At 42.4% G+C, this 15395-nt stretch carries 14 protein-coding genes; 4 read left to right on the top strand and 10 right to left on the bottom strand.

Going from position 1 to position 15395, the window contains the following annotated elements:
* Window positions 1-11 precede the first annotated feature (11 nt).
* The 6 genes from ASG89_RS24005 to ASG89_RS23980 are packed head-to-tail and all read right to left on the bottom strand — an operon-like array spanning window position 12 to window position 8432.
* Entirely contained in the window at window positions 12-866 is an 855-nt protein-coding gene (locus tag ASG89_RS24005) for a hypothetical protein (protein ID WP_057313549.1), read from the bottom strand.
* Complete coding sequence (locus ASG89_RS24000; protein ID WP_057313548.1) at window positions 863-2953, bottom strand: cellulose biosynthesis cyclic di-GMP-binding regulatory protein BcsB; 2091 nt, start codon at window positions 2951-2953, stop codon at window positions 863-865. Before ASG89_RS24000 ends, ASG89_RS24005 begins: the two co-directional genes overlap by 4 nt.
* Before the next feature lie 14 nt (window positions 2954-2967).
* Window positions 2968-4218, bottom strand: coding sequence for a glycosyltransferase family 2 protein (locus ASG89_RS23995; protein ID WP_057313547.1), 1251 nt, complete (start codon window positions 4216-4218; stop codon window positions 2968-2970).
* Window positions 4218-5780: a hypothetical protein gene (locus tag ASG89_RS23990; protein WP_057313546.1), complete on the bottom strand. Its 1563-nt coding sequence runs from the start codon at window positions 5778-5780 to the stop codon at window positions 4218-4220. Before ASG89_RS23990 ends, ASG89_RS23995 begins: the two co-directional genes overlap by 1 nt.
* Window positions 5773-7281 (bottom strand): hypothetical protein, encoded by a 1509-nt coding sequence (locus ASG89_RS23985; protein ID WP_063868111.1) that lies wholly within the window; start codon window positions 7279-7281, stop codon window positions 5773-5775. The genes ASG89_RS23990 and ASG89_RS23985 overlap by 8 nt, the downstream gene beginning before the upstream one ends.
* Before the next feature lie 20 nt (window positions 7282-7301).
* Window positions 7302-8432 (bottom strand): hypothetical protein, encoded by a 1131-nt coding sequence (locus ASG89_RS23980; protein WP_057313545.1) that lies wholly within the window; start codon window positions 8430-8432, stop codon window positions 7302-7304.
* A 213-nt stretch (window positions 8433-8645) separates the two neighbouring features.
* Here ASG89_RS23980 and ASG89_RS23975 point away from each other — a divergent pair, with 213 nt between their 5' ends.
* Window positions 8646-9590, top strand: coding sequence for a serine hydrolase domain-containing protein (locus tag ASG89_RS23975; RefSeq protein WP_057313544.1), 945 nt, complete (start codon window positions 8646-8648; stop codon window positions 9588-9590).
* Window positions 9591-9749: 159 nt separating this feature from the next.
* Here ASG89_RS23975 and speD read toward each other — a convergent pair whose 3' ends face one another.
* Window positions 9750-10562: an adenosylmethionine decarboxylase gene (speD, locus tag ASG89_RS23970; RefSeq protein WP_057313543.1), complete on the bottom strand. Its 813-nt coding sequence runs from the start codon at window positions 10560-10562 to the stop codon at window positions 9750-9752.
* A gap of 210 nt (window positions 10563-10772) precedes the next feature.
* Entirely contained in the window at window positions 10773-11723 is a 951-nt protein-coding gene (locus ASG89_RS23965) for an NADP-dependent oxidoreductase (RefSeq protein WP_235549901.1), read from the bottom strand.
* 113 nt (window positions 11724-11836) lie between these two features.
* Here ASG89_RS23965 and ASG89_RS23960 point away from each other — a divergent pair, with 113 nt between their 5' ends.
* The 3 genes from ASG89_RS23960 (at window position 11837) to ASG89_RS23950 (ending at window position 13970) form a co-directional block, all read left to right on the top strand.
* The gene (locus ASG89_RS23960) at window positions 11837-12322 is read left to right on the top strand and encodes a MarR family winged helix-turn-helix transcriptional regulator (protein WP_235549900.1); all 486 of its coding nucleotides are present in this window, start codon (window positions 11837-11839) and stop codon (window positions 12320-12322) included.
* Between the two features lie 75 nt (window positions 12323-12397).
* Window positions 12398-12823, top strand: coding sequence for a VOC family protein (locus tag ASG89_RS23955; RefSeq protein WP_057313542.1), 426 nt, complete (start codon window positions 12398-12400; stop codon window positions 12821-12823).
* Window positions 12824-12980: 157 nt separating this feature from the next.
* Window positions 12981-13970 carry a copper amine oxidase N-terminal domain-containing protein gene (locus tag ASG89_RS23950; protein ID WP_057313541.1) on the top strand — a complete coding sequence of 330 codons (990 nt, stop codon included), beginning with the start codon at window positions 12981-12983 and terminating at the stop codon, window positions 13968-13970.
* 10 nt (window positions 13971-13980) lie between these two features.
* On the opposite strand, the gene ASG89_RS23945 is transcribed toward ASG89_RS23950, so the two are convergent.
* Together ASG89_RS23945 and ASG89_RS23940 are read right to left on the bottom strand one after the other, a co-directional pair.
* Window positions 13981-14661, bottom strand: a complete 681-nt coding sequence (locus ASG89_RS23945; RefSeq protein WP_057313540.1) for a DUF4956 domain-containing protein — start codon at window positions 14659-14661, stop codon at window positions 13981-13983.
* A 26-nt stretch (window positions 14662-14687) separates the two neighbouring features.
* Window positions 14688-15395: a polyphosphate polymerase domain-containing protein gene (locus ASG89_RS23940; RefSeq protein ID WP_057313539.1), complete on the bottom strand. Its 708-nt coding sequence runs from the start codon at window positions 15393-15395 to the stop codon at window positions 14688-14690.

Below are 15395 nucleotides of genomic sequence, written 5' to 3'. Positions count from 1 at the left end.
GCACTTTATATCTAAACATCAAATTCCAACTGTTTCTTGGCCAGCGTAATAAACTCCAACGGGTTAGGAACTAGCTTAGCATCATACTCGATCGCCCCCATCTTCAAGACTAGCTCGACCCGAAACTTCTCCCTGTACTCATCTCTGTTTCGCTCTTCCACGCTACTTCTCAATCGATCAATCACGATAGATGCGCCAGCTCGATCTGTAAATAACAACATCCCCCACATTGGATTTTCCTTATTGAGCAAATAGAGTGAATCATTCGTACGGATGCTGGTCTGACTCACTTGGGAAAGGTCAAGTACAGCCTCTATCAACTGCTCTTCACCAACAATACGGCGAATTTCATCCCAGTATTTAACGCTGAAAACTAGCATGGTTAACGGGATGTGATAACGAACGGACAGCGCCATGAAGGTGGTCGCATCGGATTGAAACGAAAAGGTATTCTTTAAACTAGTTTTGGCATCTACAGTTGCGAGAGATTTATTGGCTTTCTGCAATTGTTCATTTTCCAGCTGAAGCTGTTGATTCCCATAAGTAAGCAGCCACGTTGAGATCGTAAATAGTGGTGTCATGATGAGCCAGAAATAGTTCTGTGGTCCAACGACTCCACCGACAATGACCGTTTGATACAACGTGAATGTACCATAACCGAAGATGAAAAGGATATTCAAAATCAATCCTGTTGTAACGTTTGTAAAGTAAGTCACGATCGCGATTAAAAATGCAATGTTCAAGAAAATGATATTCTGAATATAGAGATTCGGATTACCCGCGGTAAATACAATGCAAACGAAACAAACAATAATCAGCAAAATAAAAGCGCCATCGGAAACCATATTGCTTTGTAAACGCCTCACCGACGATCCCTCCGCTTCTTCCGGTATTTACGAATTAGCAGGATAAACGAGAGAATGACCATGGAAGCAACAAGTACAACGGCAATCATGAAGCCCAGAACATCTTTACGATTCATGACATCCGTCAATACAGTTGATGGCTCAGCCGTCGTTATTTTTTTAAAACGAAAAGCATTAATTTGCCCGTCGATGTCCGTTATGGCTCCATCACCGAACACTTTCCACAACGTACCTTCCGAGCCGATAAGTTTAGAAGCCAGATAAACGTACTCCGAACTGCTCCCTGTCACGGCAAGCAGCCCAAAGCCGCTCCCATAAGGCGAATCTATCAATTGCAGCGAGCCTATGCGAGTCCCGTAATTAGCTTCGATACTCATTTTTTCATTGGAGACGAAGCCTGTGCCGTTTTTATTATATTGAAAATATAACTTGTCGTTATTTGTACGGATCACTTGGTTATTCTGATAGCTGCCAATGGCGATGACCTCGCGGTTTTTAAGCTGTGAGGCCGCGACATTATCTTGATAAAAAAGGACTTCCCCCGCATTGGTTTGCGCGTAACGCCCTAATAAATTAAATATGTTCGTAATCGTTTGATAGATGTATGTATCATGCTCTTTGGGTAGTACGACTGCCAATTGATTGTAGCTGCCATCTCTCAGAAATGGATAAGGATAGTTGTTAAAAAGCATATCCGCTTTATCTTTGGTATTTAGCTGTAACATTGAATCTTTTTCTACAAACGCCCAAGGCATTTGATCCTGATTCTCCATACAGCCTGCATTTTTGAGTTCCAAATCGAAAGCCACTTTTACAGTGAAATTTCCACTAATATTTAGTGTTTTCGGGATAGCAATATCAATATGATCATTGTCTGCGAGCTCGGTAGATAATTTCTTGCTGCCAATCGGAGTATCATTGATTAAGATCGTAACCATGGATCGATCGAAATCTAGATTTTTTGCGTAACGATACTTAATGCTCAGCTTGCTCGCATCTGCGATCGAACGGTTTCCTGGCAGTGAAATGAAATAAGCTCTCTCACGATGACGGTCACCGACAAGCTTATCGCCCGTCTCCGTTAAAGTCATATTTCGGCTAACACTCGCGGCTGGCGTTTCTACCTCTGTGGTTAGATCGACTACTTTCGTATCGGTGTCCAGTTGTGTCAACAATGACTGATTTCCGATTAATCGTGCCGCTTTCACCAGTAAGGCTGTGTCAATGGAAGTGACTACCAAGGTCGGTTTTCCTGCAAACGTGACTAGTTTGATGATTGCCCTATTATCCAAATCATCAGATGGGATCGTTGACTTTACTTCTTCAGGTAGATCGTTATAGACGGAGATAAGAATAATGGCCTGCTTCGATTTCAAATTATCTGCACTGTATGTAACGATCGGGATCCCCTTTTCCGAAACAGGATTCACCTTAGCAAATCCAGATAGCGCGTAAGTTGCCGCTTCAAGCACGGCCAAGTTGCTTTCACCTTCTGTAATTACAATAGCATTCTGTCCATCATTAATGGTATCCAAGCCAATAAAATGTTCATTAAAATCCCGGATATTTTTTTGAATTGGCGTGTTGGCGTAGTTCACAGAAATACGTGAAGTTTTAGCAATTTGCAACCAATTATCTCGCGTATCCGTCGGCAAACAAGCATTTACTGCAAGCTGTGAGGTTGTTTCGAAATTTCCTTGAACAGTTAGCGTATTAACACCTTTCACGATATACGAAACGGGTACAAGGACTGTCAGCTGTTGTTGTTTCGTTTCTTGAATAACTGGACGAAAAGAATGAAATGGCTTTCCATTTATCGATAACGTTACACTCGATCGGTCATTCTGCATCAGGCCCGAAATCTCATAGTCGAGATGAACTTCAACGCTTGTGACGTTCCAATAGTTCTCAACTTGAAAATACTGCTGCGTATAGGTTACACCACCAAGCAACGACGTATCTGCAAAATTAGTTTGGTATTGTTTATTCTCAGATGACGACAGCTCTTCAGCCCATGCCGTGGAACTTACTGAAGTAAGCAGGGATAAAAGATAAGCGGTCGCGATCAACAGCCGTCGTTTCTTCATAACATGCCCCCTGTCTAATACCTTTCGGTTTTATACCATTTGGCTTCTCGCTTGAAAACCAAATCCTTCAAATAGGTATACATCCCATATGCCGCTACTACCATCCACATCTGGCAGTAAGAAACATACATGAGCATAATAATCCAAACATTAGATAACTTCATTTCCCCTTTTTCTGTAACGAGTGTTATATATGTACCTACAATGAATAAAATAATGGCCAGCCCCCATAAGAAGGAGCTAAAACTTGCAATGGTTGTTCGTACATAACCTAATGCATGAAGAATAAGAAGTAGATCCGACATCACTAGTGAGGAAAGCAACAAGACGTAAATGGATAAGTAATACAAGATGTCAAAATGGATATTACGCGCTGAGCGTTTGAACAATAACGGTAAATTTTTGACGATGACATAAATATTCCCCTTCGCCCATCTCGTTCGCTGCTTGAACCAAACCTTGACTGTTTGTGGTTCTTGCTCCCATGTGACCGACTTCGGCTGAAACTTAATCTTATATCCCATTAAATATATACGAAAACTAATTTCCGTATCCTCTGCAATTGCCTTTACATCCCATCCTCCCATATGCTCAATAATCGAGCGTCGAACAATGAAGTTCGTTCCTGGAATTGTACACAACTTAAATAGTTTCCATCTGCCTGCTTGCGCCATCCATTGAAACGATAAGGTTTCGACATTGATAAAGCGAGTCAGGAGGCTAGCATCCCGATTGCGTGTTCGAAATTTCCCGATGACAGCACCTAAGGTTGCATCATGTGTAATTTCGGACACTAGATACGTCAATGCCGTTTTCTCAGGCGTATTGTCCGCATCATAAATAGCAATAAGTTCACCTTTGCTCTGTTTAAAGCCCAAATTCAATGCATTGGACTTTCCTTTCCCACCTATCACATTATCGGTGTTCAAAATGATCAGGTTGCGTTCTGGATACTTCGACTGTAGGTTCGCTAATAAAACACTGCTATTATCAGAGGAGTTGTCGTTGATGACGATTATTTCATAACGATCATGGGGGTATGAGAGTGCAAGTAAGGACTCGACGGTCTTCGTTATCACTTTGCCCTCATTATGTGCAGGCACCATGATCGTGACAAAAGGCGGTACACCTTCAAGCGGGGCAACAGGTTTGTTCTCAATTTGCATATAGTACAAGTACCCAGCAACAATCAGCACCACATTAACCAAGAGGAGTGACCATATGCAAAAGACTGAAATTAGCATCAAAATATCTGCAATTGTCATTATGGCCTCTCCTGTTGCATGAATTTTCGTTTATACATGCGATACCCAATAATGAGGAATACCATAAAGATAAGTAGTGTGGTCAAAATAAGAACAATGAAAATGTTATTTTGCACCGAGAATAAGGTTGTAAAGCTCTTCTTCACTTCTTGCACATACGCATGATCAGAATCGATTTCAGCGACTTTATTGTTTAATGCGATAGCTTGACCGTTGATTTGCAGGTGGCCGCTCTGCGAGCTCATTTCATTGGTGTCCGTTCTTACACGATGCTCTTGTCTCTTGTAATCCGCGAAGGTTGTCCAGCTTGAAAATATAGTGTCGATAGTCGCTTCTAATCCTTTGCGATCTACAGGAAAAGGATAAACAAATGCAGTGTTCATCGGCAAGGGATCCATCATTTTAGAAGACACGGCATACTTGCTAATTTCCTTTGCTTGTATGGTATACATGGCCGAAGTAAACGCACTTGATGTGGAAGTTTGTGCTCGATACATCAATCGCTGATTCGGAAAAATAATGCCTGATTGAAAAAAAGATAAGCCATTTCCAATGTAATGTTGGTCATATGTCCAATACAACTCAGTTCCAATTCCCAAGGGAACGATTCCATACGCAGACAGAGCATTCAGAAAGGAGCTCATTTGTGATTTTAATATCGTAATGTCCTGACTAATTGTTGAATTTACGACGGGGGCATTCACAACAATACTTCCGTTTCGCGATTGTATATGTTTGATGGCTTCCAAATATCGCTGTGTTGCGGGGAAATCTAAATTAGTAAGTACAGGCTGTACACTGACGATAAAAGGAATCCCGCCTTCATATAAGCGATCTGCCAGCTCACTGAGCATGTTGAGATCTGAAAAGGGATAAATCTCATTCAACAATACATAATTATGGCTTATCGTCTTAATAGCCAACCAGTCCTTAAGGACATAGGCCGCTGCTTGCTCGCTTAAATTCCCACTTACCATGTAGGGAATATAGGTATATTTACCATGAAGAACACCATATGGTGAAGTTATCTTCTTCCTCTCTGAGGTTATCTCACCAAAGGAAGTTCCCGTAAATTTTGTAATATAGACAATATTACTGGCCGTAATTGAGCTTTGGGAGAATTGTCCAATTGCAAGGTGTAGGCTGTCTTGATCTAACATGTCAATTTCCAAATCCATATCCTGTCGAATCGTAGCAGGGAGTCCATACCCTATATGCATATATTCCCCTACGTACTCATTCATATCCTGATTAAAAAAATCGATTGTTGGACTCATATCAGCTAAATTGCGCATTGAAATGACTTTACTGAACTTGAGGAGCGTTCCTTTTTCGTAACTGTCATAAGATGTCACCGTCACTTGAACGCTGAAAGAAGCCAGTAAACGTTGTACAGCCTCGACATTCCCCTCTTTAGCGGTTCCTTTAGCTAAGCTATCATAAACGAGGAGAACAGAAGTCTTCTCGGGTTGATTAGCAGAAGTAGTTACCGGATAGCAAACCATCAGTAACAGACAACATAATAGGAAGAAAATGGTTCGTTGCCATCGCTGCTTATGCATGGTGAACACCTCCTTGCATAGCCTTATTGTCCGTGATATCTTCAACTTCTTGAATCCATAATCGTTTGGCAATTAAATCACAAATTGTAAGTAGTGAAACAAGATCGAAAACTAAAGTGAATAAAAATTCATGCTTGGCAAGGTCTGCATCCCCAGCCCCGACAATGGAAACGAAAATCCCAGATAGACCGATCACAATCATCATAAGAATTAAAGGTAACCTGAGCACATTCCTAGGCTGTCGAAGTCTAATGGCTTTTACAAAGGACGGCATATATAGCCCCATGATAATGAGCGCCCAGAGGACCACAAATCCAAATGTTTTTGGAGCTAGCCAATCCTTCAACAAACTGTAGCTTGAGAAAAAGATTGTTTGAGAACCAAATGCTTTACCCGTCGATGCCTCATAATTCCCAAGCGCATGCGGCCTAATACTAAATCCATCTTGTGCAGCCAAATTGAGCATTTTACCGGCTTGTTCCGGATGTAAGAAGTAGTAACCGAGAATCGACGCCACACTATATTTATTGTAGAACTTTTCCTGCATGAGCTCGGAATCCACAGCTGTTGCAGAGTAGGGGTCGTAGTATAGGGTCTCACCAAGAACTGCAAATTGTTTGTCAATGTCAAAGCTTTCAAGTGTCTTCTCAGGATCTACTGAGCCCATGATCACACCGCGCGTCATCGCATGGTATTTATTGATATTCACAAATCCTTGAGGAATAAGTACATAGCTGCCAACACCTACTCCAAGAACTGCAATAAGTAAACTTGCCGTAATGATGCGATACGACTTCGTCTTACGAATATAGATGAAGAAAACGCCAAAAATTGCAATAATCATTCCTACAGGAGCATTTTGCTGCTTACTCATGGTTAAAAAGATAGCACTAACAACAAATAACGCTAACATCCAATAATCGTTATATCGTTTCCGATAAAGCAATATGCCCGCGGCAACCATGAAAATCGTCATAATGAGCACAATACTCTCACTATAAAAGGAATTAAAATAGGCCGTATATCCCGTATCTCCTAAAATAAAAATGCTGAGAAGCGCAATGAGATAGCCTCTTTTCTTGGACATTTTCCAAGTAAGCGCCTCTACTAATAAGTAGATGGCAGCTACATATAAAACGAGGTACATCCCTGCTTGAAAACGAATATCGTACAATTGAGAGTCATGAAAGAGTAGGTTGATAAGAAGGGATGCTTTAATAAACATAGATTGTGAAGAAAATAAGGTAGCACCATTCTCATTATAAAACTGATACACACCATAATTTTTGACGAAGTAGCCGAGGTAATGGTTCGTATAATTCGGATCATTGAAATACAATCCGTTACTGTACAGAATTCGAAAATAATCTCCATTGTCGGCCATCCCAATATAGGGAGGCGTAAATAATGCGATCACTGTAATCAGGAAAACCATGATGGCAGCGAAAGCGGCTGGGGACATTTTGCCCAACAACATTGGGAGATACCGATGGTTCCACATAGGATCGCACTCCTTTCTGATCAATACGAGTAGGCTAACAGTGCCATCAAATTGTCGAAGGAATAAGCCTGCACGGCATTGACATCTCCGAAGCCGCCATTCAGCTGGCTCTGCGGATCATGATTTTGAAATTCATTCATTTGGAGAATACTATCTGCATACAACTCTTGATCCTTGATGACCGATCCAATCATGGCCGATATGGCATAAATAGCTGTTGATCTTACTTCATTCAATGGTTTCCCATTCCGATCATATTGACCGTATAACGTTCCTGATTTCACCTGAGCTTTGATATATTGAATGCTGGCTGGCTGTGCTAGTTTAACTTCTGCTAGGTTTAGAATAGTCAGCAAGGATTCTACAGTGTTAATGCCTTCCGATTGGTAATTCTTGCTGTTGAAATCATAGCGAGTTTGGTAAAATGGAAACGAATCTGACAAGTATCCTTCTTGGGCAATTTGGAGCATGCTAGCTTCAAGGGTCGCCTTCTTTTTTCGAGAAACCGGTATAAGCTCCAAAGATGCAGCATCTATGTAGCACAAGGTTAGGAATGAATTTGTCAGTTGGTAAGTTGGATCATAGAAGTCTCGCATTTGCCCATTCACAACATTATATTGATAAACTCGCTTTCCGTATCCTTCGGCTTCCATCCTATAGCTCTTTGATTCAAAAGCATGAGAAGCTTCATCAAGTGCCCGAATGATACGCAAATCATCTACAATCGCATTCATTGGATATTGTTTATTCTGTTTAGGACTGTAACGATAGCTGAAGCCATAAGGGGTATCAAATACTAGCTTAGCTTGCTGCCACTGCTCATCAAACTTATCTTTCTGTCCGGTTAGCGCATAGTACCGCATCAAGAGTCCCGCGGATTCACTCAAAACTTCATGGCCTGACGCTGCTGCACTCTTCTGATCTGTATCCTGTAGATTCGTCGATACGCCATGTCTGCTCGTGAGCTTATCGTTAATAAATCCAATTAACTGGTGACGATTTTCCGTTACTTGCATGGTCTGACCATACTGGCTGCTCGGTTGCCGCTGCAAACTTAACGTGTCTCCTTGCATAAAATGAATCAGATAATAAATCACATAGGTACCAATCAACCCGAGGCTAATCAGTAGTAAATTCCTGAAAATTCTCATGTATTCTAGCAGCTCCTAACACATCATTTCCAGAAAAAACGTCGAATGGTATGATAAAAAGACTACACACTACATCTGAGGTGGAATCTTTATCTAAGGTGTATTTAGCTCTCGTTGGACTCAGTTAGTTGTAGTTTATCACATGGAACTAATCGTTCAAAAGGTAAATCCCCCCTGAATGAAGAAAAATGTCGAAAATCAAAGAAGGTTATCATGAATTTTTCAAATTTAGCAGAAAAACTAGAACCAGCTAATCTTGTTAGCTGCCTCATCAGTCAAGGCGGTCTAATGATTTATGAGCATTACCGAGATCCTTATTTGGCGGACACTGTTGCAAAAATCAATTCCTGTACCAAAAGCGTCCTCTCTGCGATCTACTGCATCGCCATGGATCAGGGCCTGTTACCAGCCCCTGAAACACCTGCGTCCGTTTTTTTCCCACAGCTAGCGAATGATAAAGAATCACAGAAGTGTGAAATAAGTCTGCTGCATTTATTAACGATGACAGCAGGCTTTAATTGGACAGAATTTGGCGGACAGAATTCATTTCCACACATGACAAGAACACCGAACTGGGTAGATTTCGTATTGGATCAACCCTTATCCGATATGCCAGGTACACGGATGACTTATAATTCGGGGGGCTCGCAATTATTATCTGCGATACTGGTCCAAGCAACAGGGATGTCCGTTGCTCGCTTTGCTGAGATACATCTATTCGAGCCACTTGGTATAGAAACATATGCATGGGAACAAGACCCTCAAGGTATACATACAGGGGGCTTCGGATTGTCACTTCGCCCTATGGATATGCTCAAGTTCGGTCAGCTTTATCTTCAACGAGGCAAATGGGGCAATACACAGCTTATTTCCCAGGAACTTGTCACTCTTTCCACGAAACCTGCGATACATGTAGAGGCGCCTCGCCGCGGCAGCTATGGTTGGCATTGGTGGACTGATACTTACCCAGATAACATCGATTTTGAATCATCTAGACGTCCGTTAAATTACTTTAACGCGTATGGGTTCGGTGGCCAATGCATTTATATCCTACCTTCTATTGAAAGTGTTGTTGTATTGACCAATGATCAACGCAAAAAGAGTAAAATCCCCCTTCAAGTGTTCCGTAATACGATTGCACCTTATCTTATGGAGTAACTGGGGAAAGGTTGGTGCTCAGGTTGGGAGATTGGGACGGCTCAGGGGACTTAGGATCCGGGACTCGAGGGACAGGATTCGGGAAACTTACCCTGATTCTACGCACAAAGAGCCTGTCGCATCCATTCGCGACAAGCTCTTTGCATTATAATATTCACATCAAGTAAAAATCATATTTTTCCCATAGAAGATCTCATCCATCTCCCACTTGACGCTTTTCTCGATTTCCAACTGCTCTTCTTTGTTTAGCGTATCTTTCGTGTAGCCAAACAAGTAATTGTTCAGATCAAATTCGCGAAGTTTGCATTTCGTGTGGAAAATATTTTCCTGGTACACGTTCACATCAATCATTTGATATAAATCTTGAATTTCCTCAGGGATATAATTTTGTATAGAGCTGATCTCGTGATCAATGAATAGCTTATGCCCACTGATATCACGTGTGAACCCTCTGACTCTATAATCCATTGTCAGGATATCGTTATCAAATGAACGTATCAGAAAGTTCAACGCTTTTAGCGGCGATATTTCTCCACACGTGGAGACATCGATATCTGCCCTGAAGGTGCTAATCCCTTCATCAGGGTGATACTCGGGATACGTATGGACTGTGATGTGGCTCGTATTGAGATGCATAACCACCGCGTCTGGCAACGGTCCTGGCGACTCTTCGAACGATTCACTCGGTTCCTGTTCGATAGGGCCCTCAGACACCAGCATAGTAACGCTAGCTCCTTGTGGAACGTAATCCTGCTTCGCGACATTCAAGACGTGTGCACCAATAATGTCGGCAACTGTGTTCAACAAAGCTGTCAAACGATCCGCATTATATTGCTTGTCAATATAAGCTATGTAAGCTTCGCGTTCTTCTCTTGTTTTGGTAAAGCAGATATCATACATATTAAAACTAAGTGATTTGGTTAAATTATTAAAGCCATGCAGAGTTATCATCTGCTCCGAAGTTAATTTCAAGTAAGTTCCCCCTATGTGTCAAATGCTGGCACAAATATTTAAACCGCTACACATAGGATGGTATGTCGGAGTCGCTTTTATTCCATGCTAACAAATACATCGCTTGCTACATTGACTCAATTATTGTGAGTCCAAGCATAGCAATCTCATATAACTCTTAAGCGTTAGGCAGAAATCAAATAACAGTATGACGCTTCCTGGCCAAATTAATTATTCGGTCAACCGCAGCACAATTCGACCTCGTCCGTGCCCTGACTGGCTCTTCACATGTGCTTGACGCACATCTTCCAACGCATAGCTTTGCTCAATGTGTACCGTTAGCTTGCCCTCTTCGATTAGCGCAGCAATAGCTTCCAAATCTTCATTCGTAGCGATGCCCGGACGAATCAACGTCATACCGTGCTGCTTCGCTTTCTCCAGTGGCGGTAGGCCCGCGATCGCAGCCAATCTGCCTCCCTGCTTCATAACAGACCAAGTCCGTGCGAGTGTATCCCCACTAACCGTATCAAGTACGAAGTCAACCTCTTCTACGATCTCTTCGAATCGTTCAGACGTATAATCAATCACCTGGTCTGCCCCTAAAGAGGCTACATAGGACACATTCTTCGGCCCTGCCGTACCGATGACTTCTGCACCGATCCATTTCGCGAACTGCACCGCGAACATGCCAACGCCTCCCGCGGCTCCATGAATAAGAACGCGCTCGTTCGGCTTAACTTGGCCTTCTGATACAATAGCACGCCACGCCGTTGTGGCTCCTCCTGACAAGGTAGCTGCTTCTTCATAGGATATCGAAGCTGGTTTACAGGCAATCGCATCTTCAGCTGCAGTCGTATACTCTGCATAAGTCCCTTTGGTGCTGCGACCGAATACAGGATCTCCAATTTGCCAGGTGGACACCCCTGATCCAATTGCCGCAACGACACCTGCGAACGCAGTTCCCGGAATATGTGGAAATTGAACAGGCATCGGGAACAATCCCCGGCGTATTTTCCAATCCACAGGGAGAACTCCAGCGGCATGTATACGAACAAGCACTTCGCCTTCTTGTGGTAGCGGGATAGGAATGCTTTCTACTTGCAGGACCTCTGCCTCACCAAAAGCATGATAACGCACAGCGCGCATTACATTTGCAGCTCTACTGTCCATGTGATCATTCATCTTAGAAGATCCCCCTCCTCTTTTCTTCTCATGTATGGTATATTTAGTGTGTATACTCAGCAATTATTTATTACTGAGTATACTCAGTATATTTCTATTTGTCAAGGAGGACTATGCAGCCAACTCAAAGCAACACACCTAGTCAACAACAACCGCCCATGGATTCCTCTCTATCTCTATCTACACCAACGGCTGGAGACATTATACAACTATTGATACGTACGACCCATCGATTGCATACTCAATTTGAAGAGCAATTAGTTCTCTTAGGAATCCCTGCTTATTTAACGGGACCGCGCGTACGTGTCCTCATTGTGATTGAAGAAGAAGGCCGTATTCGGATGTCAGATCTCGCGACCAAACTAGGCATTAAAGCTCGCACAGTCACCCAGTTCGTTGATGCACTTGAACAAGAGGCCCTTATCTATCGCACGCCAGATCCTGACGACCGTCGAGCAACCTTTCTCCAGTTAACGGATGAAGCACCTCCCCTGATTGCGAAAGCTCGTGCCGCGATGAGCCAAGCCTCAGATCAGATTCTCCAATCTTTATCCACTGAAGGAAGAAGTCAACTCCAGTCCTTGCTATTGAGCTTATAGGTCTGGTGGATTTTCCACATTACCAGTGGTAGAATATAGGAGATTGTCCCAATTTCACAATAGAGGAGAATGGTAATGTCAATTAATGCTTATTTAAATTTCCAAGGAAACACTCGCGAAGTTGTGACTTTCTATGCAGAAGTATTTAATCTGCCCACTCCAAAAATCATTACATTTGGCGATATGCCAGCTCACCCAGATTATCCGCTTCCTGAAGAAGCCAAAAATGGTGTTATGCATACTCGTCTGGATATTAACGGAAGCCCGCTCATGTTCTCCGACGTGTTCCCCGGGATGCCATACGTTGTAGGTAACAACATCAGTCTTTCTTACGTTAGCTCAAATGCTGAAGAGATCCAAAATGCTTTCCATAAGCTCAAAGAAGGCGGAAAAATCGGTATGGAACTTCAAGCGACGGACTGGAGCAAATTGTACGGTCAAGTAGAAGACAAGTTTGGTATTCTATGGCAGTTCAATCTTGATAGTGGTGAGACTTTCTAATTTCCCACATTCATTTCAACAAAAAGCCGCTGGCATCCAGCGGCTTTTTGTTGTGTGCGCTATATAATGATTTAATTCTATTAGAAATCTTGTTATGATTAGTAACAGTGTTCTTTACATATAAGCACGTTACTACCAGTAGTGAAAGGATGAACATATGCGTTGGATCCCCTTACTTACCTTCCTATCTATTCTTATTCTATTAGGAGCTGATTCCTCTTCAGAAATTCAAGATCAAGAAATAGAATTATTGGAGTTCCACTCACAAATCGCTCCAAATGCGGAGCCTATAAGTGCCATCTTATATGGTGCGGATCGATTCGATATCCCTTGGCGATTGCATGATGCGGCCCCTCAAAAGCTTTTCGTTACAAACGACGGTACCGCTTATTATCAATCTAATAATCAGTGGAAATCAATCCTCCCAAACGGCGAGAGAGTACCCGTTAAACCAAACCACAAGCTACCCGATCCCGTTACTACGCAGATTCCACCAAATTTGAAAGTAACTGCAAACAGTCTAAGCCTTTTCAAAGATCAAAAATCGATCTGGGCCTACACCCTTCCAGCATCCACTGAAATTCGTCCTAGTACACTTCAAATTGATGCGGCTGAACATATTTATTTTCATGATAATAGTGGTAGTTGGTATTCACTGGACCAAGATGGGAATTTGCGATATAAGTTGAAGTTGCAAACGGATGCCCCCCAGTTTGCCTGTATGGTCACATATGCTGGAGATGCGTTCTGCACTTCGCCTCATATTGGTATTATCGGCATCCACAATAAAACAAACGCCCCTCGCCTCATCATTGATGGCAAAGAGCGTTTTTTCACACAAGAACCTCAGATTATAGATGGCTTCACTTTCGTTCCGCTTCGTTCCATATTTGAAGCCTTACAATCGCAAGTTGACTGGAATGCCGAGACACAGACAGTAACCGCTACGAAAGGCAAACAGACAGTCAAGCTAACGCTACATAGCGAGACCGCGCAATTGAATGGTAAGAACATTCAGCTTGATGCGTCGCCGATCCTTTATCAAGAAAGCACGTTCGTCCCACTTCGCTTCGTTGGAGAAGCATTGGGAGCATCCGTTATTTGGGAGGATGTAACTCGCACCATTCAAATTATTAGCAAGCAGTGATGTTCCACCGTCATTGTGCATAGTCCCCTGTATAATTGATAAGGGATACATCTTGGACGCCTTCGATTCGAGAAAACTCATTTACGAAAGCCGTATTATCATCACGTAGACGCATCTCCAGAGTCAACTCCGTGAAATTTTTACGGACTGTTTTCGATTTCACACTATAGTTCATTTGTCTTAACCTTATACGCAGCTCACCTATAGCTTCGTCTGTATGACGAATGATCAATAGGTAGGGCTGTTCTCTTATTTTACGCCTAGACAAAAACAAAAGAGCTGCCCCAATGGCGACTGAACCAAGCAATGAGACAGGATAAAGCTTTGCCCCAGTCGCAATACCAACGGAAATTGCCCAGAACATATACACGATATCTAGCGGATCTTTTACCGCTGTTCGGAAACGTACAATGCTAAGAGCTCCGACCATGCCGAGAGAAAGGACGATATTCGTGCTGATCGTCATGATAATCAGTGTTGTTATCATACTCATCAGAACAAAAGTGACATTGTAGTTATAACTATACACGACACCGCGAAATGTTTTCCGATAAATATAATAAATGAACATACCAATTCCGAATGAGACAGCAAGTCCCATGAGTATATCGATGTATGAAATATTGCGGAATGCTTCCAAATGAAGGATGCTCTTCTTGACGACATCCTGAAAATTAAGCGAATCTCCCATCTTGTCTCCCCTTGCTCCTAGAACGATTATGGTCTAAAATGCCGATAGCCAATCTCGCGGCAAATGACATACTTTGAAATACTTGAACGGTTATGTGATTCAGGCCTTACAATGAGTCGAATTGCTTCAGGGAGAAAGTCATTGTACTTAATCTCCATAATGGTTTTCGTTGAATCAAGAGCTTCCGTCAGGGCCAGATTGGGATCGAATACATCATGAGAATTAATACCTGCCGACAACATTTTATCGAAAGTAATACGAACATCCCCTAATTCATACACATAGGCTTCTCGCATATAATCCACAATAACTGCCGGTTGGTAACCACCTTGCAACGCCCTATAGAAATCTTTTAACAATAGATGATTCTGCTCTAACAAGAAGGAAATATCCCCTGTTAAAAGTCGATCATATTCATCTCTGCTGAGCCGAACGGCCTCTTTGCACACGTAATCCCCGTACTTGCTTTTTCTCTCCAACTTGATGGTCCGGTCTTCACCATTATAAATGCGAATACGGAATTTCTGCCGACCGAAGATTCCGTTCACTTTATCATAAAGAGAATGATTCTGAGGACCGTCGAAGTATAAGCTGCGAATCCCATACCCTTCCTTGTCATCCGAATTTCCATCTAGTTGAAGCATGGCACCAAGACGCTGTCGCAAGGTAACATATTCATAAGGGTGAATATAGTATTTCAGTTCATGGCGCAGTTTTTTTCCTAGAAACTCCAT

The organism is Paenibacillus sp. Soil766 (assembly GCF_001428105.1).
GTDB lineage: Bacteria > Bacillota > Bacilli > Paenibacillales > NBRC-103111 > Paenibacillus_E.
Note: the sequence above shows the minus strand (reverse complement) of the source record. Positions and strands in the feature narration are given on the sequence as shown.